Annotated in this window: 21 protein-coding genes, 1 rRNA gene and 1 pseudogene; 16 read left to right on the forward strand and 7 right to left on the reverse strand. The window is 41.6% G+C overall.

Going from position 1 to position 23,976, the window contains the following annotated elements; genetic code table 11:
- The 3 genes and pseudogenes from AC570H_RS11605 to AC570H_RS11615 all read right to left on the reverse strand — a co-directional run.
- Nucleotides 1-74, reverse strand: a 16S ribosomal RNA gene (locus tag AC570H_RS11605); the annotation flags it as partial.
- Nucleotides 75-844: 770 nt separating this feature from the next.
- Nucleotides 845-976 (reverse strand): annotated as a pseudogene (locus AC570H_RS11610) (T9SS type B sorting domain-containing protein); the annotation flags it as partial.
- A gap of 159 nt (nucleotides 977-1,135) precedes the next feature.
- The gene (locus AC570H_RS11615; protein WP_497354938.1) at nucleotides 1,136-1,270 is read right to left on the reverse strand and encodes an MBG domain-containing protein; all 135 of its coding nucleotides are present in this window, start codon (nucleotides 1,268-1,270) and stop codon (nucleotides 1,136-1,138) included.
- 485 nt (nucleotides 1,271-1,755) lie between these two features.
- On the opposite strand from AC570H_RS11615, the gene AC570H_RS11620 reads away from it, so the two are divergent.
- From AC570H_RS11620 to recN, 9 genes are all read left to right on the forward strand, one after another.
- Complete coding sequence (locus AC570H_RS11620) at nucleotides 1,756-2,691, forward strand: outer membrane protein assembly factor BamD (protein ID WP_497354940.1); 936 nt, start codon at nucleotides 1,756-1,758, stop codon at nucleotides 2,689-2,691.
- The gene (locus AC570H_RS11625; protein WP_497354942.1) at nucleotides 2,691-3,017 is read left to right on the forward strand and encodes a DNA-directed RNA polymerase subunit omega; all 327 of its coding nucleotides are present in this window, start codon (nucleotides 2,691-2,693) and stop codon (nucleotides 3,015-3,017) included. Before AC570H_RS11620 ends, AC570H_RS11625 begins: the two co-directional genes overlap by 1 nt.
- A gap of 45 nt (nucleotides 3,018-3,062) precedes the next feature.
- Nucleotides 3,063-4,259, forward strand: a complete 1,197-nt coding sequence (gene coaBC, locus AC570H_RS11630; protein ID WP_497354944.1) for a bifunctional phosphopantothenoylcysteine decarboxylase/phosphopantothenate--cysteine ligase CoaBC — start codon at nucleotides 3,063-3,065, stop codon at nucleotides 4,257-4,259.
- Nucleotides 4,259-5,155, forward strand: coding sequence for a type IX secretion system protein PorD (porD, locus tag AC570H_RS11635; RefSeq protein WP_497354946.1), 897 nt, complete (start codon nucleotides 4,259-4,261; stop codon nucleotides 5,153-5,155). The genes coaBC and porD overlap by 1 nt, the downstream gene beginning before the upstream one ends.
- A gap of 144 nt (nucleotides 5,156-5,299) precedes the next feature.
- A complete protein-coding gene (locus AC570H_RS11640) occupies nucleotides 5,300-5,677 on the forward strand; it encodes a BlaI/MecI/CopY family transcriptional regulator (RefSeq protein WP_497354948.1) in 378 nt (125 codons plus the stop codon).
- A 3-nt stretch (nucleotides 5,678-5,680) separates the two neighbouring features.
- On the forward strand, nucleotides 5,681-7,792 hold the full coding sequence (locus tag AC570H_RS11645) for a M56 family metallopeptidase (RefSeq protein ID WP_497354950.1): 2,112 nt from the start codon (nucleotides 5,681-5,683) through the stop codon (nucleotides 7,790-7,792).
- A gap of 217 nt (nucleotides 7,793-8,009) precedes the next feature.
- Entirely contained in the window at nucleotides 8,010-8,666 is a 657-nt protein-coding gene (locus AC570H_RS11650) for a DUF6624 domain-containing protein (RefSeq protein WP_497354952.1), read from the forward strand.
- A 489-nt stretch (nucleotides 8,667-9,155) separates the two neighbouring features.
- A complete protein-coding gene (locus AC570H_RS11655) occupies nucleotides 9,156-10,610 on the forward strand; it encodes a S41 family peptidase (RefSeq protein WP_497354954.1) in 1,455 nt (484 codons plus the stop codon).
- A gap of 82 nt (nucleotides 10,611-10,692) precedes the next feature.
- The gene (gene recN / locus AC570H_RS11660) at nucleotides 10,693-12,345 is read left to right on the forward strand and encodes a DNA repair protein RecN (protein WP_497354956.1); all 1,653 of its coding nucleotides are present in this window, start codon (nucleotides 10,693-10,695) and stop codon (nucleotides 12,343-12,345) included.
- Between the two features lie 7 nt (nucleotides 12,346-12,352).
- Here recN and AC570H_RS11665 read toward each other — a convergent pair whose 3' ends face one another.
- On the reverse strand, nucleotides 12,353-12,505 hold the full coding sequence (locus tag AC570H_RS11665) for a hypothetical protein (RefSeq protein ID WP_497354958.1): 153 nt from the start codon (nucleotides 12,503-12,505) through the stop codon (nucleotides 12,353-12,355).
- A 327-nt stretch (nucleotides 12,506-12,832) separates the two neighbouring features.
- On the opposite strand from AC570H_RS11665, the gene AC570H_RS11670 reads away from it, so the two are divergent.
- From AC570H_RS11670 to AC570H_RS11680, 3 genes are all read left to right on the forward strand, one after another.
- Entirely contained in the window at nucleotides 12,833-14,068 is a 1,236-nt protein-coding gene (locus tag AC570H_RS11670; protein ID WP_497354960.1) for a carboxypeptidase-like regulatory domain-containing protein, read from the forward strand.
- 471 nt (nucleotides 14,069-14,539) lie between these two features.
- Nucleotides 14,540-15,613 (forward strand): PA0069 family radical SAM protein, encoded by a 1,074-nt coding sequence (locus AC570H_RS11675; protein WP_497354962.1) that lies wholly within the window; start codon nucleotides 14,540-14,542, stop codon nucleotides 15,611-15,613.
- A 143-nt stretch (nucleotides 15,614-15,756) separates the two neighbouring features.
- A complete protein-coding gene (locus tag AC570H_RS11680; RefSeq protein ID WP_497354964.1) occupies nucleotides 15,757-16,638 on the forward strand; it encodes an ATP-grasp domain-containing protein in 882 nt (293 codons plus the stop codon).
- Nucleotides 16,639-16,724: 86 nt separating this feature from the next.
- Here the strand turns inward: AC570H_RS11680 and AC570H_RS11685 are convergent, their stop codons facing one another.
- The 3 genes from AC570H_RS11685 to AC570H_RS11695 all read right to left on the reverse strand — a co-directional run bounded on the left by AC570H_RS11685 (nucleotide 16,725) and on the right by AC570H_RS11695 (nucleotide 20,973).
- A complete protein-coding gene (locus AC570H_RS11685; protein WP_497354966.1) occupies nucleotides 16,725-17,237 on the reverse strand; it encodes a CAP domain-containing protein in 513 nt (170 codons plus the stop codon).
- Nucleotides 17,238-17,322: 85 nt separating this feature from the next.
- The gene (locus tag AC570H_RS11690; RefSeq protein ID WP_497354968.1) at nucleotides 17,323-19,860 is read right to left on the reverse strand and encodes an ATP-dependent Clp protease ATP-binding subunit; all 2,538 of its coding nucleotides are present in this window, start codon (nucleotides 19,858-19,860) and stop codon (nucleotides 17,323-17,325) included.
- 723 nt (nucleotides 19,861-20,583) lie between these two features.
- Nucleotides 20,584-20,973 carry a winged helix-turn-helix transcriptional regulator gene (locus AC570H_RS11695; RefSeq protein WP_497354970.1) on the reverse strand — a complete coding sequence of 130 codons (390 nt, stop codon included), beginning with the start codon at nucleotides 20,971-20,973 and terminating at the stop codon, nucleotides 20,584-20,586.
- A 107-nt stretch (nucleotides 20,974-21,080) separates the two neighbouring features.
- Here AC570H_RS11695 and AC570H_RS11700 point away from each other — a divergent pair, with 107 nt between their 5' ends.
- The 4 genes from AC570H_RS11700 (at nucleotide 21,081) to AC570H_RS11715 (ending at nucleotide 23,774) form a co-directional block, all read left to right on the forward strand.
- Nucleotides 21,081-21,677, forward strand: coding sequence for an FMN-dependent NADH-azoreductase (locus AC570H_RS11700; RefSeq protein ID WP_497354972.1), 597 nt, complete (start codon nucleotides 21,081-21,083; stop codon nucleotides 21,675-21,677).
- 88 nt (nucleotides 21,678-21,765) lie between these two features.
- Nucleotides 21,766-22,002: a hypothetical protein gene (locus AC570H_RS11705; protein WP_497354974.1), complete on the forward strand. Its 237-nt coding sequence runs from the start codon at nucleotides 21,766-21,768 to the stop codon at nucleotides 22,000-22,002.
- 140 nt (nucleotides 22,003-22,142) lie between these two features.
- The gene (locus AC570H_RS11710) at nucleotides 22,143-22,760 is read left to right on the forward strand and encodes a sigma-70 family RNA polymerase sigma factor (protein WP_497354976.1); all 618 of its coding nucleotides are present in this window, start codon (nucleotides 22,143-22,145) and stop codon (nucleotides 22,758-22,760) included.
- A 57-nt stretch (nucleotides 22,761-22,817) separates the two neighbouring features.
- Entirely contained in the window at nucleotides 22,818-23,774 is a 957-nt protein-coding gene (locus AC570H_RS11715; protein ID WP_497354978.1) for a FecR family protein, read from the forward strand.
- Nucleotides 23,775-23,976: the final 202 nt, after the last annotated feature.

Raw genomic sequence — 23,976 nt, forward strand, 5'->3', positions numbered from 1 at the left:
CTATACCCCTCGACTTGCATGTATTAGGCCTGCCGCTAGCGTTCATCCTGAGCCAGGATCAAACTCTCCATTGTAAAGTTTGTTTTCCTGACTAAGTTAACTAATGTTAACACTAGTCTTTGTTAATAAAATTTGTCTGTTGGATTTAGACTTAAAATTCAAGCTACTTGTATCATGTACTTTGATTAGTACTTTTATACCTCGCTTGCGCTACATTTGATATCTCTTTTAAGAACTTCTCGACCTCACCTCTCGGCGGTCATTTTATATCTTTAAGCTTGTTTCGTATCGGTCTTAATGTTCCTCAATTCTTCTCGCTTACTTCAATCTTGTTTGTGCTTTCGTTACATCCGTAATTAAGCTCCCTTTTGTTTGGGACTGCAAAGGTAGAAACTTCTTTTTAATTTCCAAGAAAAAAATTTTATTTTTTTTCTCTTTCCTTCCGGCCTTTCAGCATCGCCCTTTCGGGCTTTCCGTTCCTTCCGAAGCGGGTTGCAAAGGTAGAAAAGTTTTTCGTTTCCCGAAAATAAATTTTAAAATTTATTTTCCCTTTCTGTCTTTCAATGGTTTAGGCTTTTCTCGCTCTATTTCTTCTCTTTTCTGCCTTTTAACCGTGTCCCCTTCCTTCCGAAGCGGGATGCAAAAGTAGAAAAGTTTTTCATGTTTGCAAAACAATTTATAGTAATTAGTTGTTTGGAACTGCTAACTCGCTGTAAATGTTAGAGAAAAATTAAATCATCTAAAACAGTTACTGCCTAATCAGGGTTAATAAAGCCTTTTAATTAAGCTTGCTCGTACCATAATCGATCATACCATAATAAGCATCTGCTTCAAAAAGCTTCCGTTAAGGATTCCATCCCAACTGTTGTCGTATCCTTTCTTTAGTATATAGTATCCGTCCTGCCTTATCAAATATCTTTACTTGGTTGTTCGGATACATATCTATATTACTAACTACCCAGGCATCCTTAACACCATCACCATTTGGCTAAAGGATATTTGTTGCGGTTAGCGTCTGGCAATCCTCGTTTAATTCTACGCTACAACTCATACTTTGGCTACCTCTATTGGCAATGCTTAACCAAAGCACCGTGATTGATGGCAATACGATTAGCATTGCCTTTGCAATAGTAAATTAGTACCTATATATTATATATATTGTAGTATAATTATTTCCTGCATTAAGCGTGCCCTGAGTAATGGCATAGGTTCTCGAGTTTTCACCGGTTGCTCGACTTAAGCTTCCCGCCATGGCATCGGCGCCAATCAACCAGTTGCTATAAAAGCAAGCATGCTTTTACCATCAGCAACAATGCCTCATGTTTTGGCCTAAACCTGCAAGCTAACACCTATATATATTATAGTATGTTTTCTCCGTTTACAAAACCAGTAGAGCTACGTTGGCATCTACACTGGCAACGGCCGGATTGCTACATATATATAGGTAAGCCTAGAACTGGCTGTAGCCTTGGCATCAATTGAAGGTATCGCTTATACCAAATTGAGGATAGCATCCGAATCCTGACTGTTAAGGTCGGTACATTGTCGACAATAGTCCATAGTTGATGATCGTGTGGTATAAAATATAAATGCGCCAATAGTTTTCAGCTGACCAATGAACCAACCTTCTAATCGGCCAATGAACTGATAAATGTTAAAATTTGTTAAGCATTTCAGCATGCTGTTTCCTTTGTATAGCTTAGCAGAGATTTGTTTTTTATTGATGTTATTTATATTATTGATTATCTTTGCAAAATGTTTAAAATTAAACACCTACTCATTTTAAGTTTTACTGCCCTTTTATTAGGTACCGCCGGTTGCAAAAGCAGTTTTGAAAAATTGCGTTTAAGTAACGATGTGGGCCGAAAATACCAAGAAGGGATCAGGCTATATAACAAAAAGGACTACTCTAAAGCCCTCATTTTATTCGAGGGTTTGGCCCAGAAATACAGGGGTACTGCAGAGGCCGAAGACTTGAACTATTACTATGCTTTTACGCTATATCGCTTAAAAGACTATACTACGGCACGCTATAAGTTCAAAGAATTTGCAGATACTTATCCCGCAAGTAAAAACGCTGAAGAGTGTCGCTATATGGGCGCTTATTGCTACTATTTGGATTCTCCAAAATCTTCATTAGACCAAGAGAATACCTACAAAGCAATCGATGCATTACAATTGTTCATCAACTTGTATCCAAAGAGCGATCGCGCGACGCAGGCAGCACAATACATCGCCAACTTGCGTAACAAACTAGAAACCAAGGCTTTTGACAATGCCAAATTGTTTTACGATTTGGGAGGATATGACATCAGCAATTATAAATCGGCGGTAATTGCCTTGAAAAATGCACAGATTGAGTTTCCCGACATTAAATTTGCCGAAGAAATGAACCTGTTAATTGTAAAGTCACAATACATGTATGCCAAAAACAGTATTCCTCAAAGACAGGAAGATCGTTTTAACGAAGCAATTGGCTATTACAACGAATTTATAGAGGCTTACCCGAACAGCAAATACGCAAAAGAAGTGAAGCAATTGAAAGACGATAGCGAAGCGGGCATTGTTGGTGCCAAGAAAGCCATCGCCGAAGAAGCGGCTGCAATAGCTAAATTCAATGCGTTAGAAAAGAAAAGCGAAAAACGCAAAGACAGTACAAATAATAAAATCGATATTAAAAACAAATCATAATGAATACACCAAAACCGGCCATACCGAACACAACGGTAACAAGAAATGTGCACGATTTAGACAGAGCTACAGATAACATCTATGAGTCTCTAGTGGTTATTTCTAAAAGAGCTAATCAGATTTCTAACAATATGAAAGAAGAGCTTCACGGTAAATTGGCCGAGTTTGCTTCATCTAACGACAACCTGGAAGAAATTTTTGAGAACAGAGAGCAGATCGAAATCAGCAAGCACTACGAGCGTTTGCCTAAGCCTAGCTTGATCGCAATCGACGAGTTCTTGAATGGTAAAGTTTACCACAGAAATCCCTCAAAAGAGCAAAAATAATAAAGGCTTTGCGTAACTTGCACCTTGTAATTGCACAAAGGTACTATGCTTAGCAACAAAAACATTATCCTTGGCGTTTGTGGCAGTATTGCCGCCTACAAATCGGCCCTGCTGGTAAGAGCACTTATCAAAGCTGGCGCAAACGTCAAGGTTATTCTTACAGCCGATGCCAGTAATTTTATTACGCCCCTTACATTGGCAACGCTTTCTAAAAATCCTGTTTATACCCAATATTTCGAAGCCGAAACCGGCGTTTGGAGCAACCACGTAGAACTTGGTCTTTGGGCCGACTATATGATTATTGCTCCTGCCAGCGCCAACACCATCGGAAAAATGGCTAATGGGCTTTGCGACAACCTGCTTACTGCTGTTTACCTTTCGGCCAAATGTCCTGTGTTTTTAGCGCCAGCTATGGACCTTGATATGTGGAAGCACGAAAGCACCCAAGAAAACATTGCCCGACTAAAAGAGTTTGGCAACACCATTATTGCACCAAACAAAGGCGAATTGGCTAGCGGACTTTATGGCGAAGGACGCATGGCAGAGCCCGAGGAGATTGTGGCCTTTCTGAACGAAGAAATCAGGAACAACCTACCCCTGCTTGGAAAAAAAGTAATGGTTACTGCGGGTCCAACTTACGAAGCCATTGATCCGGTCCGTTTTATCGGCAACCACTCTTCTGGAAAAATGGGATTTGCCCTGGCCAACGAAATGGCAGCCTTGGGCGCCAACGTAACCCTTATTGCAGGTCCAACTGCCGAGCAGACCAATGCTCCCTTGCAACGCATCGATGTAGTAAGTGCTGCCGATATGCTGGAAACCTGCCTGGCTCATTTTGCCGAAAGCGACATCACCGTTATGAGTGCTGCCGTTGCAGATTATACGCCTATCGACGTAGCCACACAAAAAATAAAGAAGAAGGACGAAGGCTTTAGCATCCAACTCAAAAAAACAACGGATATACTGGCGCAACTGGGCAAACTCAAACAAGAACGTCAGTTATTGGTGGGCTTTGCCTTAGAAACCGATCAGGAAGAAGCTTATGCCAAAGAAAAGCTGGCGAAAAAGAATTTAGATTTTATTGTATTAAATTCGCTCAATGATAAAGGTGCCGGTTTTAAAATCGCTACCAATAAAATTACTATCTTCCATAAAAATTTGGACAAGATCAGTTTCGAAACCAAATCTAAAACCGAAGTGGCCAAAGACATTTGTGCACAAATTATCAAATTGCTGAAGTAATGAAGAAAATTATCGCTGTTGTTCTTTTAATGATGCTGGGCACCTGGGTACAGGCGCAAGAGCTCAATGCACGCGTACAAGTGTTGGCTCCGAATATTTCCAACATCAATAAAAAGAACCTGGAGCTGTTGCAAAATACCATTCGCGATTTTTTGAACAACAACAAATGGACCAGCGAAACCTACCTGCCACAGGAAAGGATCGAATGCAATTTTGTAATTACGGTTACCAATTGGGATGGCAGTGCCGGCTACAGCGCCGAGGCCCAGATCCAATCGAGCAGGCCAGTTTTTGCCAGTTCCTACACCAGCACCCTGCTTAACATTAGCGACAAGGATTTTGACTTTAACTATAACGACGGACAATCTTTGGATTTTTCCGATCAGAATTTCATTGGCAACCTCAGCTCACTCTTGGGCTATTATGCCTATACCATTATCGGTTTAGACCGGGATAGTTTTAGCAGGTTAAATGGCACGCCAATGTACTTAAAGGCACAAAATGTATTGAACGTGGCCCAAACTTCGGGCAGCAAGGGCTGGAAAGCCTTTGATGGCTTGCGCAACCGCTATTGGCTAAACGAAAACCTGCTAAACAACGTGTTTAAGGAGTTAAGGGTATTTATCTACGATTACCATCGCAATGGCCTTGATAAATTGCAGGACAACGTGCCCGATGGCGCCAAAGCCATTATCGCCTTACTGCCTGCCCTGCAACAAATGGACAAGCAAAAATTGGGTTCGATATTCCCCAACGTATATTTTGCCAGCAAAGCCGAAGAAATTACCAATGTCCTTTCTAACTGCCTGCCTCAAGACAAGATCAAAGCCTATAATCTTTTGAGCGAAATCGATCCGGCAAATATTGGCAAATACGAAGCGCTAAAAGGCAAGTAGCCATTCTCTTCTAAAGAAATCCAAAGCCTTTAAATACACTTTAAGGGCTTTTTTAATTTTTTTTTGTTAAAATTTTGTTAAAACATTTTGATTATACGAATATGTTCGTACATTTGAATACGAAAAAATTCGTAGTGTAACAAAATGAGCAGCAACAACATCAAACCAACAGAAGGCGAAATGGAAATCCTACAGGTGCTTTGGCAAAAAGGCCACTGCACGGTACGCGAGGTTCACGAGGCCTTGGACAAAAAGGATTCGGGCTATACCACCACCCTTAAATTAATGCAGATTATGCATGAAAAAGGTTTGGTTGACCGTGACACCAGTTCAAAAACACATATCTACAGGGCGTTGATCAACCGCGAGAAAACCCAGCAGCAGCTGGTGAACAAAATGATCGACAATGTATTTAACGGTTCTGCAGCCCGTTTGGTAATGCAGGCACTAGGTAACAAGACCGCGAGCAAGGAGGAGATAGATTTGATTAAAGAATATTTAAGCAAACTCGAAAACAAATAGGCTATGGAAGCTATCATAAACAATCTCGTTAAGGCAATTGGCTGGAGCATTCTCCACTCTTTATGGCAAGGCGCCATCATTTATGCCTTATTATTTGCAGTATTAATGATTTGGCCAAAAATGAGTGCGCGTATTAAGCATAACCTGGCTTTCGGCTCGCTGTTTTTGATCTTTGCAAGCTTTTGTTTCACTTTTGGTTCTATTTTCGAGTGGCCAAGCACAGGTCCGGCGGTAAAAAACATCGTTATTTCGCCTGATGTTTACCAACGTTTAACAGGCCTAGGCAATAGCATCAACGTTAAAACCGAAGCCTATTTTCCAATTGTAGTTGTTGTTTACATCATCGGCATCTTTTTTCAACTGGTTGTACTTTCATCAAGTTACACCAAACTGAAAAAGCTTAAAGAAGCAAGTGTAGATGCAGTACCAGCAACCTGGAAAGCTATATTCGAACTGACCTTGGCTCAATTAAAAATCAAGAAAAAAGTCCAGTTCTACCTATCGTCGAGGGTAAACGTACCATTAGTTATTGGTTTCTTTAAGCCAGTAGTATTGTTTCCGATTGCCTTGGCTACCCAATTAGATGCACAACAAGTAGAAGCCATCCTGATCCATGAACTTTCTCATATCCGCAGAAACGACTACCTGATCAACCTGGCCAAAACCTTTATAGAAACCTTATTGTTCTTCAATCCGTTTGTATGGCTTACCACCAAATTCATACACATAGAAAGAGAACATGCCTGCGATGACTTGGTGGTTAATTTCACAGGCAGTCCGATAACTTATGCCCATGCCCTCTTAAAGCTTGAGCTGTTAAAAGACAAACAATCGCCTTCGCTAGCACTTGCGGCTACGGGCAATAATCAACATTTGTATCAACGTATTAAACGAATAACCGCTATGAAGACCAATTATATCAATGCCAAACAGCAGTTTTTCATCCTTACCTTAGCCATTGCAACCGTAGTATCTTTGGCCTGGATGAACCCAAGCAAATCTGTAGCTGCCAAAACCAAAAAAGCCAGAGCGCTGATTAGCGTGCGGGTAGTAGCTACCGAAGGCAAAAGCCTAAACAGCCATTTAAAGGTGTGTTCGGATACCGACACTACCAAATCGAAAAGAAAAACCGTTAAAATGATCATCACCGTTGATGAAAACGGCAAGAAAAAAGAATACCATTCAATTAAAGAACTGCCAGACAGCTTGAGATCGCGCATTTACATCAATGGTTTAGAAGGCGATTCGTCATTCGCCTACTTCCACTCTGCCGATTGGAAAAAACAGCAGGAAGCCATCAGGAAACAAGGCGAAGAGATCAGAAAAAAATTCAATTCGCCTGAGTGGAAAGCCCAAATGGAAGCCGTGAGGAAAAACAGCGAAGAAATCAGAAAGCAATTCAACTCGCCAGAATGGAAAAAACAACAGGAAGATATTAGGAAGCAAAGCGAAGAATTGAGGGCTAAATTCAGTTCTCCAGAATGGAAAGCCCAGATGGAAGCCGTGAGAAAAAACAGCGAAGAAATCAGAAAGCAATTCAACTCGCCTGAATGGAAGAAACAACAGGAAGATCTCAGGAAACAAAGCGAAGAATTGAGGGCAAAGTTCAACTCAACAGAGTGGAAAGAGCAAATGGCCAATGTTAAAAAGCAAAGCGAGGAGATGAGGAAAAAATTCAACTCGCCCGAGTGGAAAGCACAAATGGACGCCATCAGAAAAAATGGCGAAGAGCTTAAAAAACAATTCAACTCTCCAGAATGGAAAGAAAAAATTGAGCAATACAAAAAACTGCAGGAGTCGCCAGAGTATAAAGAGCTGAGAAAAAAATACGAGAACGATATAGAAGAACTGAAAAAAAAGCAAGGTATTAAAAGCGATAAAGCTTTCTTATTGTTCGACAGCAATAATGCGGTAGACCTATCATTTTTGCCTAACACCAAAGCTTTTGATACTTACTTTGCTTATACAGCCACACAGCCAATCGTGATCGACACTAAAAATACTTTTAAGTTTGAAGCTGCCCCAGTTACCATCAAATTTAATGACGCATTCAAAAGCAATACCTTCAAAATGGAAGGTACCATCAAATACGACACGAAAACAGAGCACAAATAAAACCTAAAGAGCGTCACAACTGGCGCTTCTTTTAACAAATTGAGTTAAGTATCAAACCAAACAAACAATTAAGGGCAGGATTTTCCTGCCTTTTTTATAGGCTCTTTTTGACAAGCTTTATGCAATACCTTCGCCCTAAATGTTGTGTATTACCATAAACCGAGTTTATTTTTGGCAAAAGAAATTGATCAACCGCTCCAACAAAACAATCATAACAATGAAACTGCAGACCATTTTATTTTCACTACTGCTTTGCTCGGCAATGGCCACCAAAGCACAGGTTACTTCTTTTAACATCGACAGCAGCAAGTTTAACCTAGCCCTTTCCAAACAATTGGATTCGATTTATAAGGAAGATCAAGACATTCGTTATGCCTATAGCAAAATAAGCGCAGCCAAGCAACAAGATTCGCCCGAGGGGAAAGCCATGTTGGCCAAATGGAAAAAAACCGATTCGCTCAATCAGCTTTTTGTAGAGCGCATATTGGTCAAACATGGATGGCTGGGGCCACAGGATGTTGGCTTTAACGCCAGTCAGGCCTTGTTCTTGGTGATCCAACATGCCAACCTGCCCATGCAGGAGAAATACCTGCCCATGATTAGGCAGGCTGAAAAAGACGGACGCATCTTATCTAGCAACTTGGCTATTTTAGAAGACCGGGTGGCGCTAAGGCAGGGCAAAAAACAAATTTATGGCAGCCAGCTTAAGGTTGACGCCAAAACCGGCGAGAAAAGCCTGCAGCCCCTAGCCGATCCTGATGGTGTAGACCAGAGAAGAAAAGCAATGGGTCTGCAACCCTTGGCCGAATACCTCGAAAAGAGCTTTCAAATGAAGTGGGATGTGGAAGCCTATAAAAAGGCAAACGGTAATTGATATAACTCCTCCGCTCTTGTTGGTGTTCTTCACCAATAAAGTTATGTAATCGATAAAGACAAAGTGTACAAAGCAACATTTATTTAGAAGCGCAACACCTTTCTCACAGATTAAAGGCAGTCCGGCTTTACGCTATATCTTTTTTGCCCCAAAAGGCAAAAAAGGATGCCGCTCCAATCTGGGCTATTTACTTTGGCAGTGCAAGCAACCCATTTGCAAAAACCGTTGTTTCTAAACCCGATAGTATGAAAAGCCCGGAGCTGAGGCACGAAGCGAGGACTTGGAAGGATAGCGGGACTAACTATTAGTTGAAATGCTGTCTTTGCTTTCCAAAAACAACTGTTAATAATAAGCCTTTAGTTGGTCTTAAAAACACTACAAATCTGATGTTTGTAACAAAATAATAGGCTTTTTTATTAATTTAGTTAATGGTGCAACCTTTACAAAGCACTTACGTCTTTAAGGCAATTTCTATAACTATTAACTCAAATGACAAAATTCTATTTCCTCTTAATTTTGGCCTTATTCACTGGTAATTTGGCTAGCGCACAAACCTGCAATTGCGAAACCAATTTCGAATGGGTAAAAAAGACCTTCGAAGAAAACGATGCCGGCTTTAAATATGTAATCGACAGCAAAGGCAAACAAGCCTACGAAGACCACAACAAAAGGATATTGGCCAAAATCAAAGCCGCCAATACGCTAATGGATTGTACTCCTATTTTATACGAATGGCTCACCTTTTTCCGTTCTGGCCATATCGCCATTAGACTGAAAAACCAAGGCAACACCGCCGCTCCTGCCCCAGCCGTGCAAGAAAAGCAATTTCCAGATTGGGAAACCGTAGCTGTAGACCTGGAAAGTTTTAAAACTTACCTAAAAAACAAAAAGGAAACGGACTACGAAGGGATTTGGGAAACGCCGCCCTACAAGGTCGGCATCAAAAAGATAAACAACGAGTATGTTGGTTTTATTATCGAATCTGGAGCAACAAGTTGGACCAAGGGACAGGTGAAGCTTAAAATTACTCCGGGAGCGGATTCTACCAGCACGGTTTTTTATGTAAGGGACCACTCGGCCATCAAATCGTCAAGCATTAGCTTAATGGGAAAGAACAACTTGCAAATTGGCAATTTCTCCCTGAAACGTTCTTATCCAGAGTTGCAGGACGAAAAAATATATACGGCTTATTTCAAACTGTTAAGTGCCAGAAAGCCCTATTTGGAGCAATTGAATGCCACTACCCTTTATTTGAGAATTCCTTCTTTCCAGCCTGAACAGAAAAAAGCGATCGACAGCGTGGTTAAGGCCAACAAGGCAAGGATAATCAAAACCCCTAACCTGATTATCGATATCAGGAGCGGAACTGGTGGTAGCGACAATAGTTACAACAGCCTGCTTCCGTTAATCTACACCAATCCGATTCGCACGGTTGGCGTTGAGTATCTTTCTACCAAGCTGAACAACCAAAGAATGCTCGATTTCATTAACAAAGCCGAATATGGCTTTAGCGAAGAGGATAAAAAGTGGGCAAAAGAATCATACGAAAAACTGAATAAGCAACTGGGCAAGTTTGTAAATCTTCAATCGTCTGTTGTAGGGATCGATACCGTAAAGCCTGCCGGAATTTATCCTAAAAATGTAGGCATCATTATTAACGGTGGCAATGGAAGTACAGACGAGCAGTTTTTGCTGGCGGCCAAGCAAAGCAGAAAAGTAAAACTGTTTGGCACCACTACTTTTGGCGTGCTCGACATTTCGAATATGTATTTTGTAGATTCTCCATGCAAGGAATTTGAATTGGGCTATTCGTTGACCAGGAGTATGAGGATTCCCGATTTTACCATTGATGCCAAAGGCATACAGCCTGATTATTTTATAGACAGGAGCGTTCCAACCTACAAATGGGTTGAATATGTAAGCAAAATCATGAACGAAAAGTAAGCCTATTTCCAAATCGTTTCTTTTGAATTAAAAGCCTGTGGTTTCTTGAAAACCACAGGCTTTTGCTTAATTTAGCAACGGTATGCTACAAAAACTTTCTATACGCAATTACGCGCTGATTGACAGCCTCGACATCGAATTTGACAAGGGATTAAACATTATCACTGGCGAAACCGGTGCTGGAAAGTCTATTATTTTAGGGGCCCTATCGCTCATTTTGGGCCAACGGGCAGAAAGCAGGTATTTTTTTAACCAGGATAAGAAATGCGTAATAGAAGGCACTTTTTTATTGGGTGATGAAAAACTGAAAGGCTTGTTTGAAGAAAACGACCTCGACTTTTTTAAGGAAAGCATTTTGCGCAGGGAAATTTCGATTGATGGAAAATCGAGGGCTTTTGTAAACGATACGCCTGTTAACCTGGGCATTTTAAAACAGATTGGCGAAGCGCTGATCGACATCCATTCCCAGCATGCCACCCAAGAAATCAATGATGCAGATTTTCAGTTGTTGATTGTAGACTCATTGGCCAATCATGCTTCGCTTTTGACAAGCTATAGAACTGGTTTTAAACAGCTGAAGCAAACCCAACAGCAGCTGAAGGAGCTTATCAAAAATGCCAACGAAGCCCGCAGCAAACAAGATTATGAGCAGTTTCTGTTTAATGAATTGGAACAGGCCCAGCTGAAAGCCGATGAGCAGGAAGAATTGGAACAGGAACTGGAACGCTTAAACCATGCAGAGGGCATTAAAAGGAGCTTGCTTACAACTACCGCCCTCTTAACTGAAAACGAAGGCAATGCCTTGGAACTGCTGAAAGAAGCATCTTTGCAGCTAGGCCATGTAGAAAAATATGATCCTGCCATTAACGCCCTTTATGAGCGTCTCAAATCGAGCATTATAGAGTTGAAAGATATTGCGGCAGAAACAACAACGATTGAAGAAAATACTTTGCATAGTGCCGAAAGACTGGAGCAGGTACAGCAACGTTTAGACGTGCTTTACGGTTTGCAACAGAAACACAGGGTAGCCAGCAATGCCGAATTATTAGCCATTCAGCAGGAATTGGAAAACAACCTGAACCAATTGCTTTCTTCTGATGAACAAATTGAAGGTTTGAAAAAAGACATTGAGCAATTGACCGCTACCCTTCAAAAACAGGCCAAGGAGTTAAGCCAAAATAGGAAAAAGGCTATTCAGCTTGTTGAAACCGAAACGACCAAAACCCTAAAACTTGTGGGTATGCCCAATGCAAAACTGGCCCTAAGTCAGCAAGCGCTTGAGGAGCTCAATAAAGATGGACTTGATGCAATTGCCTTGCTCTTTACGGCCAATGCCGGACAAGCCCCTGGTCCTGTAAATAAAATTGCCTCTGGTGGAGAGCTTTCTAGGCTGATGTTGGCCATTAAGGCTTTATTGGCCAAACACACTTCATTGCCAACTTTGATTTTTGATGAGATCGATACAGGAATTTCTGGAGAAACCGCTTTAAAAGTGGGTGAAGTTATTGCCGATTTAGGCCAAAATATGCAGGTGCTTTCTATTACGCACTTGCCACAGATTGCAGCCAAAGGCGAATCCCACTATTTCGTATATAAAAACGAAGCCAGTGATAAAACAACCACCGGCATTCGTAAACTAACCCCTCAAGAAAGAATTGCTGCCATTGCCGAAATGCTGAGTGGCAAAAACCCAGGCGAATCGGCCATGCAAAACGCTAGAGAATTATTGGGCTAAGACTTAGCTATCTGCTCCTTACAACCAAAGGTTCTGTTTGTATGCTTTCTTTGCCTCGCGAATCGACAATGCTAATGGTATAGAAATAGGTGGTGCCTGTTTCAGTTGTTGCATCGGTATAATTTTTCTCACTGGCACTCAACTCTTTGAGCAATTGCAACTCGCCGTTTGCCTTGCCCTTATAAATCCTAACCTTGGTTAATGGAATACCCAGCAGGTTGTTCTAAGACAAAGCAATGCCTTCTGTTTGTGCCAAAGCAATTACATTATTGGGTGGCATCAATTTTTGTGAATTATAATGCACCGTAGTAGCTTGGATTAAACCACCTGTATCATTGCCATTGTTGCCAATCGCTTTGCTTTTTACCTTGTAGCTGTAATGTAAGGGAATTGAGCATCAAAAAAAGACATTAAAATGTTACCTGATTAAATATGAACACATTCATTTTTATTTTAAGCACCTAAAATATTAGTTATATTTACGTTTATGATTAGAAAGTCCCTGCTTAGTTTGATCCTGTTCATCAGTTGCTTTAGCTGTGTTTTTGCCCAAAAAACTTATACCATTAGTGGAACCGTAAAAGACAATAAAGAAACATTACCCGGCGCTGCTGTTTACATTAGTGGCTATAAGATTTCTACCGTAACCAATAACGATGGCAAGTTTGCAATCCCTAATCTGGCGCCAGGCAGCTATGATGTTCTGGTACAGATGATCGGCTACCTGCCTTTTTCGAAAAATGTCGTCATTTCTGATAAATCGGTAAGCATAGAGGCCTTGCTACAAGAAAATACCGTAATGCTCAAAGAAGTGGTAATTAAGCCAGATCCCAACCGGATGGCCCATATTGCATTGTTCAAGGACTTTTTTATCGGCAAATCGCCAAATGCTGCGCAGTGCAAAATATTGAATACCGATGTGCTGATTATTAACGACGACAAAGAAAACGGGATGCTCACCGTTCGGACCAACGAGTTTTTGATCATCGAAAACAAGGCACTGGGCTACAGGCTCAAATATTTATTGGAATATTTTGAATGGAATTACAAGACCAAGATTATTTTCTATGCCGGTCACCCCTATTTTGAAGAGATGAAAGGCAGCAAATCCAAGCAAAAGAAATGGCAACAGGCCAGAGAAATTGCCTATAATGGTTCTGCACAGCATTTCTTCAAGGCTCTGTACCATAATAAAGTGGCCGAAGAGGGTTTTGTAATCAATAAGCTGATTCCCATGCCTAACCCCAACCGCAAACCTGATAGCCTGATCAATGCCAATATCAAAAGGCTAACCGCCGGACAAAACGGCCTCACCCGGGCACTTACTTTTACCAGTGGCGATTCGCTTTCTTACTGGCTCAAACAAAGGCGCGAACCACAAACCATGAGCATTCTGAACCGAGCCGACGTATTGATAGATACCTTGGTAAAAACCTACAACAACGATATTAAAACAATGAACTTTAAAGACGAGTTGTACATCATCTATAAAAACGAGCGCGAAACGGCAGAATACGATTTTTCTGGAAACAGACAAAACAGGCCCATGGATATGCCCAACTATCAGATATCCATCATCAGCATGCTAGAGCCACCAGTGCGTTTTTATGCCAATGGAGGTACGGTTGATCCGCGAAGCATGCTATATAAAGGTTATTGGGCCTATGAAAAAATAGCCGACTTGGTTCCCATGGATTACATCTCTACTATCAAAAAGGAATAAAAAGCCATACATAAATGTTGGATCAGGTTTAGCATGACGAATTATTTGCTCCCTTTCAGAGGAAGAAGGAACAGGAAGTAGCTCTAAAGCACAAATGCTTCTGCTAGCCTAAAGCCAGCCTAGCTTTCCCTTCTATCTTTTTGCCTTGAACGAAAAAAGGATGCCACCCCAACCCTAAGCTCGAGAAATATTTGCCCCCCTTTGAAGGGGATTCAAGTTAACGAAACCAGCCTAGCAACAGCGGCCACTATTTCCTAAACCCGATTGTAGCGAACACAGAGCCGAAGCATGAGGCTCAGTAAAGCAAAAAGCGGGACTGCATTCGCCATAAAATACTGCATTTGCTTTTCAACATCAAAAAGACTTTTTCATTGCTTTTGCTATTGTCCTTCGCCTACAACTCAAATTTATTCACCCATTCATGTTGAAAACAATAATTTAATTTTGCTAATATTTTTAGTAATTTTAAATATGATTAGCGGAGAAGAAAACAAAGACGATTACCTAAATGGCCGTGGCGCCCAAATCAACACAGTTAATAAATTTCTTAAAAATTCATTAAGCAAGGCACATGTGGAGGCGATAGACGACTGGGAAGAGACCAATGAAAAAACCAGCTTCATTATTGGCACCTCCAAATCTGTAGTAAACAAAGTAGAAAGTCCAGATGTAGGCATGGCCTACTCGCTTAATCCCTACCAAGGTTGCGAGCATGGCTGCATTTATTGTTATGCACGTAATTCTCATGAATATTGGGGCTTTAGCGCAGGGCTGGATTTTGAAAGAAAAATCATTGTCAAAAAAGATGCGCCAGAACTGTTCAAAAAATTCCTGGAGAAAAAATCATGGGATGCCTACCCAATTTCCCTTTCGGGCAATACCGATTGCTACCAGCCTGCCGAACGCAAGTTCAGGTTAACCCGGCAGCTGCTGGAGATCGCGCTAGAATACAAGCAACCGATATCTATGATTACCAAAAATTCCCTCATCTTGAGAGATATTGATATTTTACAGGAAATGGCCAAACTGAACTTAGCCATGGTCTTTGTTTCTATTACCAGTTTAAACGAAAAACTGCGGCTCAAGCTCGAACCGCGCACCACTACGGCCAAACAGCGCCTCAAAATTATCGAAGAGCTCAGCAAAGTCGGCTTGCCAACCGGCTCAATGGTCGCCCCGATGATTCCAGGATTAAACAACCACGAAATGCCTGCTATTTTAAAGGCCGTTGCCGATAACGGCGCCAAATCTGCAGGCTATACGGTGGTTCGGCTCAACGGGGCCATCAGCAGCATTTTTGAGGACTGGCTCCAAAAGAATTTCCCCGATCGTTTTGAAAAAGTGTGGCATGCCATTCAGAGTTGCCATAGTGGCGGTGTAAACGACAGCCGATTTGGCATGCGCATGCGCGGAGAAGGCAATTTTGCCCAAATGATTAGAGATACCTTTAAACTGCACTGCAGATTAAACGGATTAAACCAGGAACAAATCCATTTGGACAGCAGCCAATTTAAGATTCCCAAAAGCCAGTTGAGTCTGTTCTAAATTTGATCGAGAAATAATTTCCCGACCGCTGTAATTGGATTCTCAATCCACCATAACCAAAAATTGTACTTTCGCAATTCCTTTACAAACCTAGCTTTGGCTTCATCAGCCGATTTATTACTTTTGAAGCTCAACCAAATTACATGAACATTGCTTTAGTAACCTATCAAGACAAAGGAGCCTATGCCTCTCCAACCGTAGCAAACGAAGATGATATATTGCTGGAATTTTTACGGCAAAAAGGTCTAAATGTAGAAAAAGCAATTTGGAACGACCCACAGGTGCAATGGGAAAATTACGATTTGGCTTTACTCAAATCGCCTTGGGATTATTTTGACCTCATCGAAGATTTTTATAATTGGCTGGAAACACTAAAGGCCAAGCACATCAAATTGCTTAATCCCATCGATACCGTAAAATGGAACGCGGATAAGCATTACCTTGAAGATATCAAAGCAAAAGGATTATTGGTTACGCCAAGTATCTTTTTAGAAAAAGCAAGTCAAATCGACCTTCAGACTTACTTTGAAGAGTTCAAGACCGAAAAATTCATTGTTAAGCCTTGTGTAAGTGGCGGTTCCAAAAATACCTTTAAAGTAACCAAGGCTAATGTTGACGAAATCAGTGCCAAGCTTGAACCATTGATAAAGGACGAAGCCTTCATCGCACAACCTTTTTTAACCGAAATTGAGGAAGAGGGCGAATGGTCTTTCCTGTTCTTTGATCAGCAGTTTAGCCATGCCTTGCTCAAAAAAGCAAAAACTGGCGATTTTAGGGTGCAACATGCCCACGGCGGAACCATACACCCGCAAGTACCACCAGCCACACTGCTTCAAAGCGCGCAACAATATGTGGATCAGTTTGCTGGCAATTGTCTATATGCCCGGGTTGATGGCACAGTGGTAAACGGCCAATTCTTGTTAATGGAACTGGAACTCATTGAACCCTTCCTGTTTCTTGCTACAGATCCCGCTGCCTGCGAACGCTATTACCAAGCTTTAATGAAACTGGCAAGCAAGGCATAAAACTTCTAGTGTGCCATCACCGCCAAACCAAAGATAAAAAGCCACAGCATATCAACCAAAAACCTGCTAAGCTGTGGCTACAGTATTTAACGCTGTGCGCCAAAATCCTGCGTCCAATAAGCACCCTCTTTGGCCGCTCCCATTTCTTTGTAGCTCGCACTCATTATATTTTTGCAATGGCCTTCGCTGTTTAGCCAGGAGTTCATTACGGCCTGTTCGTCTTTTTGTCCCTTGGCAATATTCTCTGCAATGGCTTTCCATTTATAACCTACGGCATTAAAACGATCGGCCAGGTTTTTGCCGTCAGAAGAAACATGATCAAAAAAATTATTCTTGTTCATGTCTTTGCTATGGCTTGCTGCCGCTTTGGCAATCAGGTTGCTCCAGGTTAAAGCCGGCACCGGTGGCATGGCTGTTGCGCCACAATTGCAGCCACTTGCCCGAACCTGGTTAACCAGATTCAACAAAAGCCCGTTATTTAGGTTGGTGGCCACAATTTCAGTATCCTCGTTCTCATCAGGACTGGCCTCGGCCTTATTGTCTTTGCAACCGAGCGATAGGTAAAAAAAGCCTATCAATAAAACAGCAATTCTTTTCATAGGATGAATTTCTTTGGCTGGCGCATAAAAAAACACCTACCATGTGAATGATAGGTGTTTAACGATTTGCTCTCTTAATATAGTATTAAGCGCCCTCTTCTTTTTTCTTTTTCTTACCGTTGCTTTTGTTTACTACGGTAATTTCTTCTTTTTCTTTATTGTAGTCGATTTCTAAAGTATCTCCATCATGGATTTCTCCTTTTAGGATTTCTTCTGCAATCGGATCTTCCAAATATTTCTGGATGGCACGTTTTAACGGACGGGCACCAAAATTACTGTCAAAGCCTTTTTCGGCGATAAAATCTTTGGCACCATCGGTCAATTTAACTTCGTAACCCAAGTTATGTACACGGCCAAACAAAGATTTCAATTCGATATCAATAATTCTAAAGATTTCTTCTTTGCCCAAGCTGTTAAACACTACCACATCGTCAACCCTGTTCAAAAACTCGGGAGCAAAAGCACGTTTCAAGGCGTTTTCAATTACGCCACGGCTATGCGCATCATTTTGGCTGATTTTTGCCGAAGTAGAGAAACCTACACCCGCACCGAAATCTTTCAATTGGCGTGCGCCGATGTTAGAAGTCATAATAATGATGGTGTTTCTAAAATCAACCTTGCGTCCCAAGCTGTCTGTCAACTGGCCTTCGTCTAATACTTGCAACAAGATATTAAATACGTCAGGGTGCGCTTTTTCGATCTCATCCAACAAGATTACGGCATAAGGTTTTCTGCGCACTTTCTCGGTTAATTGGCCACCTTCTTCGTAACCTACGTATCCCGGAGGCGCTCCTACCAAACGCGAAACCGCAAATTTCTCCATGTATTCGCTCATATCAATCTGGATCAGCGAATCGTCGCTGTCAAACATAAAACGAGCTAGCTCTTTGGCCAATTCGGTTTTACCAACGCCAGTTGGACCTAAGAAAATAAACGAACCAATTGGTTTTTTAGGATCTTTCAATCCAGCCCTGGTGCGCTGAATGGCTTTAGTCAATTTCTTGATTGCATCATCCTGGCCAATAATTTTCTCGGCAACCGTATCGTACATGTTCAATAGTTTTACGCTATCGGTTTGTCCAACACGTTGCAAAGGAATACCAGTCATCATCGAAACCACCTCGGCCACATTGTCTTCGGTCACTTCATAACGCTTGGTTTTGGTTTCAGCTTCCCATTCTGCCTTCGCACGATCCAATTCCTCCAACAGGTTTTTCTCAGTGTCGCGCAATTTAGCGGCCTCTTCATATTTCTGGCTTTTCACCACCTTGTTCTTTTCAACCTTGATATCTTCTATCTTACTTTCGATAGCGATAATGTTTTCAGGAACATGGATATTGGTCAAATGCACCCTTGAACCTGCCTCGTCTAAAGCATCAATGGCTTTATCAGGCAAGAAACGGTCTGTAATATATCTCGAAGTCAAAGCCACGCAAGCATTAATTGCTTCTGGCGTATAAGTAACGCCATGGTGTTCTTCGTACTTCTCTTTAATTCGGTTCAAAATCTCTACGGTTTCATCTGGTGTAGCCGGCTCGATCATTACCTTTTGAAAACGACGGTCTAAAGCACCATCTTTTTCAATGTACTGACGGTATTCGTCTAAAGTAGTGGCACCGATACATTGGATTTCGCCCCTGGCTAATGCAGGTTTAAACATGTTCGAAGCATCTAATGAGCCCGAAGCACCACCCGCCCCAACAATGGTATGGATCTCGTCGATAAACAGAATAACGTCGGTCGATTTTTCCAACTCGTTCATCACTGCTTTCATGCGCTCTTCAAACTGGCCACGGTATTTGGTACCGGCAACCAGCGAAGCCAAATCCAAGGTAACTACCCTTTTGTTAAAGAGTACCCTTGATACCTTGCGTTGCACAATTCTCAAAGCCAAGCCCTCGGCAATGGCTGATTTACCAACACCTGGCTCGCCAATCAAAATCGGATTGTTCTTTTTGCGACGAGAAAGAATTTGAGAAACACGCTCAATTTCTTTTTCCCTGCCTACAATTGGGTCTAAACGGCCTTCTTCTGCAGCACGGGTTAAATCGCGACCAAAATTATCCAACACAGGCGTTTTAGATTTGATGTCCGAAACCTTTTTAGGCGCACTAAAGCTTTCCTCTTCTTGGTAATCGTCATCGCCGCCACTAGAAGTACCACCTCCCTGTGCCTCGTCTCTAAAACCGTTTTTGTTTACCTCAACCTCTTGTTTAAAGATTTCGTAGGTAATGCCGTATTGCAATAAAATCTGCGAAGCAATATTGTCGTCGTCTCTTAAGATAGACAGCAACAGGTGCTCTGTGCCAATTAAATCGCTTTTGAATATTTTTGCTTCTAGATAAGTTATCTTTAGTACTTTCTCAGCTTGTTTGGTCAATGGAATATTTCCCAAATTAACCGTAACGCTCGAGGTACCGCGAACGGCCTCCTCAATGGAGCGGCGAAGTTTAGAGGTATCAACCGATAACGATTTTAAAATCTTTATGGCCATACCGTCACCTTCGCGAATAAGGCCCAGCAACAAATGCTCAGCGCCTATATAATCGTGTCCTAACCTCAGGGCCTCTTCCCTGCTGAAAGAAATCACATCTTTTACCTGTGGTGAAAATTTAGCTTCCATAATATGTGTGTAATCTGGGCGACTCTAAACTATAAATTTGTTTTATAAATACGGCCTCCAGATTTTTATATTTTATCAACAATTACGCCATTTTGGTGGATAATAACAATAGTTTCCTCAAGCTTAAATAAAAAACCTCGAATAGCGCAAGGTATTTTTTGTTTTTAGTATATACGTAAGCCGATAGAAAATAGGTTTTTATTACAATAACTCTAATTTAAAGGCTAAGAACGGTGATATTGTCGGTTTTTTGTAAGGTTTTGGCTACAGTAGAAAACTGACAAATTGTTACTCCTTTTTTCTATAAACGAGCAGTTTTGACAGTATTTTCAAAAAACTACCGACTTAGGTTAAACGTAATGCTTATCGCCATACGCAATATTTACCTATTCCCAGTTCTTTTTCGAAAAGCAAATACAGCATTCCATTTGAGCGTTAGTCCCGCTATCCTTACAAGTCCTCGCCTCGTGTCTCGGCTCTGGGCTTTTCATCCTATCGGGTTTAGGTGGTAAGGTTCCTGCTGCTAGCTTCCCTGTACTGGCCTCAGTTAAATAGCCCGGATTGGAATGGCATCCTTTTTTTGCCGAGAATGGCAAAAAAGATATAACGGAAAGCCGGACCGGCTTAAATCTGTGTCAGAGACATTGCGCTTCAAAACAGTTCACAGTCAACAGTTTTCAGTTGGCAGTTTTCAGTTGTCAGTTTTCACAAAACGCTTATCGCTTAACCCTCAACGCCAACCTCAGCTTTATTCGTCCTCCTCGAAGCCACAATACGCTTGCGATGTGCCTCGCCCCAGGCCCTCAAAGGCTCTATTACCGAGCTCAACGATTCGCCATATAGGGTAAGTTCGTAGGTAACCGTTACCGGAACGGTATTAAAAACCTTGCGCTCTACCAGTTCGTTCAGTTCCAGTTCGCGCAGTTCTTTAGACAGCACTTTTGGCGTAATTTCTTCTAAAGCACGCTGTATTTCCTTAAAACGCCGCGGTCCTTCGGCAAGCGAGGCAATCAATGGCAGCTTCCATTTGCCGTTCAGCACATATAAGGCATCTTTTACGGATGAGATACTCGCTACACAAGCTTCTTTGGTTGGAATTTCTTTGTTAAACATGGTTTTTCTCTAAGCTATCCAAAAGGATACCGGTATCCTTTTGGATAGTAGTATCTTTTTCATACCAAACATAAATATGTTTGTGTTCAATTCAAAATAAAGAAAAAATGAAAATATTACATTTAATATCAAGCCCACGTGGCGAGGCATCCGTTAGCATCAAATTAGGCAATGCCATTATCAAAAAATTGCAACAAGCCAATCCAGGCAGCAGCGTAAAAGTGCGCGATTTAACGAAAAACCCTTTCCCGCATTTGGAAGAAGTACATCTGAACTCCTTCTTCACCCCTGCCGAAAATAGGAGTCCGGAATTGCTGGCAGCGGTTAAAAATTCTGATGAAGCCATTGCCGAACTGAGAGAAGCCGATGCAATTGTAATTGGTCTGGGCATGTACAATTTCAGCATCCATTCTTCGCTAAAAGCATGGATAGACCATGTGGCCCGTAGCGGAGAAACCTTTAGCTATTCGGCCAATGGGCCAGAAGGATTGATCAAAGGCAAAAAAGTTTACCTGGCCATTGCCACTGGTGGCGTGTACAGCGATGGCCCAATGAAAGCCTATGATTCTACCGAACCTTATTTGAGAACCATTTTAGGTTTTATGGGCATGACCGATATTACCGTTTATAGAGCCGAAGGATTGGCCATGCCCGATCTTCAGGAAACAGCGCTAGAGAAAGCTGTAGAAAGCATAGAGATTTAAGCAACTCAACCTCTTTAAAAAGCGAACCCAAAAAGTTCGCTTTTTTTATATTTATCAAAGCCGGATCAACCTTAACCATTAAATAAATATGAAAACATCAAAACTCACAAGAAATGAGCTGAAACAAGTTTTGGTAGGCGGAGGCGGTGATCCGGTACATCCTTTATGTCCAATCTGTTCGTGCGACTGGCCTTACACTGCTGCTTATTTAAGCTATGCGGCAGCTAACCTTTGCGAGCCAAATCCTTGCGCAAGGCCGGTAAACCCAACTCCAACAGATCCAGATCCTTGCGGTCCGACCATTGATCCGGGGATCGACTTTTAGTCTAAATCTCTTTTAAGGCCACTTCAAGAAAATTGAAGTGGCTTTTGTTTTTTATAGGTATTCTTCCCAAATGCAAGAATAACTTCTTCACGCCCTCATCCTTAACATTTTATTAATATGAAGAGTGTAGTTTTGCATCGATGAAAGCAACTACAGATAGCGAATTGTTTGAATTGATCAAACAGTCAAGCTATCCTGCATTCAACGAACTTTACCTTCGCTACTGGAAATACATTTATGGCATAGCCTACAAAAAAATTGCCGACAAAGACGAGGCAACCGATATTACCCAGAACGTATTCCTAGAGTTTTACGATAAGCGCGAAACGCTCGTCATCAACATTCCCGTTAAAAATTTTCTGCGTACGGCTGTCCTTTATAAGCTTGCCAAATATTTTAGAACCCGGGGTTTCCAAGAAAAACATCTTCAAAATTTTCAGCATTTTCTAAACCAGGCCCACGAAGCAGACCATTCGTTTGATAGCTTAAGCAGCAAAGAAACAGAAATTGCCTTTGAAGAAATGGTGGAGCTCGTTTACCAAACCATCGAAGAAATGCCTGATAAAATGAAGGAAGTATTTCTGTTGAGCCGAAGCGAAAAATACTCCATCGCCGAAATTGCCGATCAGCTTGGCCTTTCGCCCCAAACCGTAAAAAACCAAATCGGAAATGCCTTCAAAAAAATAAGGCTGGCGGCGGCGCAAAGCGGTATTCCGATGGCTCAGGTAATGGCTATTCTTTGGTTAACACAACCTTAACGTAAACTTAACTTCTTTCCTATGGTACTTTTCTGCTTTTGTGGATAATGTATAGGAATGCAGAACAGAAAAAAACTCACCGCCACTTTCAGAAGACTTTTTCGAAAAGGCGCAGACCGACAGCAAAAAGAGCGCTTTGCCCGCTGGTTCGGACAGCTAGATCTTTCTCAGGGAAAAATATTCTCTAATGAGCAGGAAGAACAAGAAATAGAAAAAAAGATTGCACAAAATCTGGCCGATCATTTTTATCCAAAATCTGCTCCTGTCAAAATATCCCAGTTTCCTTTTGTTTGGTCCGCAGCTGCCGCAATATTGCTGATCGCAACCGCTTCTCTATTGTTCATACCATCATCAAAAAACAAGGAGAAGGTTATTTTTAGTCAAACCTATACCGGCAGGGGCCAACGGAAGGTTATTACACTTTCAGATGGGTCAAAGATTACACTCAGCAATTCCAGTCGGCTCAAATACCCGAGCGTTTTCCCAGATAGTTTAAGAGAAGTGTTTTTAGAGGGTGAGGCTTTTTTTGATATCGTGCACAACGAAGCCAAACCGTTTAGGGTAATAGCCGGAAAACTGAACATCCAGGTACTCGGCACCTCTTTTAATGTGCGCCATGATGGCACCGACCCAAACATCGATGTAGTAGTTGCAACAGGAAAAGTTGGCGTAAGGGCCAAGAATAGTCAAAAAACCTGGATGCTTACCCCAGGAAACCTGTTAAGCTATAACACTTTATCAGGAAAAACAGTTCAGTCACTGGTCAACCCGGCCGATTATACCGCTTGGCAAAATGGCGAGCTGATTTTCAAAAACGAGTCGCTGGAACATATTTTCAAGCGCCTGGAGAAATGGTATAACATCAAGATCACCATCAAAAGCAGCTCATTAAGAAGCAAGCCTATCCGCCTAAAACTGAAAAACGAAAGTTTGCAGACCGTATTTAAAATGCTGGCTATGGTAGGCGATTTTAAATATGAAATCAAAGACAAAACCGTATCGGTTTGGCAGTAACCACTCAATTAAGCTCAAAAAAAGAAAGGAATATATGAATCGTTAATCAAAACACCCATTCCATAAACAGAAAGAAGGAACGGAAGTATCTCACCACCTCCGCTCCGATAAGCTTTCATAATCATTGCGTACGAACACAAAATAATCATTAAAAACTATGTACAATTCTACAAAAAGAAGTGCAATTAAACTATTATATTTT

The sequence above is a fragment of the Pedobacter sp. B4419 genome (genome assembly GCF_059693725.1).

Excerpts from the sequence above, each read along its gene's own strand:
- AC570H_RS11620 (WP_497354940.1), top strand. The coding sequence starts at position 1,756 with ATGTTTAAAATTAAACACCTACTCATTTTAAGTTTTACTGCCCTTTTA.
- AC570H_RS11625 (WP_497354942.1), top strand. The coding sequence starts at position 2,691 with ATGAATACACCAAAACCGGCCATACCGAACACAACGGTAACAAGAAAT.
- coaBC (WP_497354944.1), top strand. The coding sequence starts at position 3,063 with ATGCTTAGCAACAAAAACATTATCCTTGGCGTTTGTGGCAGTATTGCC.
- porD (WP_497354946.1), top strand. The coding sequence starts at position 4,259 with ATGAAGAAAATTATCGCTGTTGTTCTTTTAATGATGCTGGGCACCTGG.
- AC570H_RS11640 (WP_497354948.1), top strand. The coding sequence starts at position 5,300 with ATGAGCAGCAACAACATCAAACCAACAGAAGGCGAAATGGAAATCCTA.
- AC570H_RS11645 (WP_497354950.1), top strand. The coding sequence starts at position 5,681 with ATGGAAGCTATCATAAACAATCTCGTTAAGGCAATTGGCTGGAGCATT.
- AC570H_RS11650 (WP_497354952.1), top strand. The coding sequence starts at position 8,010 with ATGAAACTGCAGACCATTTTATTTTCACTACTGCTTTGCTCGGCAATG.
- AC570H_RS11655 (WP_497354954.1), top strand. The coding sequence starts at position 9,156 with ATGACAAAATTCTATTTCCTCTTAATTTTGGCCTTATTCACTGGTAAT.
- recN (WP_497354956.1), top strand. The coding sequence starts at position 10,693 with ATGCTACAAAAACTTTCTATACGCAATTACGCGCTGATTGACAGCCTC.
- AC570H_RS11670 (WP_497354960.1), top strand. The coding sequence starts at position 12,833 with ATGATTAGAAAGTCCCTGCTTAGTTTGATCCTGTTCATCAGTTGCTTT.
- AC570H_RS11675 (WP_497354962.1), top strand. The coding sequence starts at position 14,540 with ATGATTAGCGGAGAAGAAAACAAAGACGATTACCTAAATGGCCGTGGC.
- AC570H_RS11680 (WP_497354964.1), top strand. The coding sequence starts at position 15,757 with ATGAACATTGCTTTAGTAACCTATCAAGACAAAGGAGCCTATGCCTCT.
- AC570H_RS11685 (WP_497354966.1), bottom strand. The coding sequence starts at position 17,237 with ATGAAAAGAATTGCTGTTTTATTGATAGGCTTTTTTTACCTATCGCTC.
- AC570H_RS11690 (WP_497354968.1), bottom strand. The coding sequence starts at position 19,860 with ATGGAAGCTAAATTTTCACCACAGGTAAAAGATGTGATTTCTTTCAGC.
- AC570H_RS11695 (WP_497354970.1), bottom strand. The coding sequence starts at position 20,973 with ATGTTTAACAAAGAAATTCCAACCAAAGAAGCTTGTGTAGCGAGTATC.
- AC570H_RS11700 (WP_497354972.1), top strand. The coding sequence starts at position 21,081 with ATGAAAATATTACATTTAATATCAAGCCCACGTGGCGAGGCATCCGTT.
- AC570H_RS11705 (WP_497354974.1), top strand. The coding sequence starts at position 21,766 with ATGAAAACATCAAAACTCACAAGAAATGAGCTGAAACAAGTTTTGGTA.
- AC570H_RS11710 (WP_497354976.1), top strand. The coding sequence starts at position 22,143 with ATGAAAGCAACTACAGATAGCGAATTGTTTGAATTGATCAAACAGTCA.
- AC570H_RS11715 (WP_497354978.1), top strand. The coding sequence starts at position 22,818 with ATGCAGAACAGAAAAAAACTCACCGCCACTTTCAGAAGACTTTTTCGA.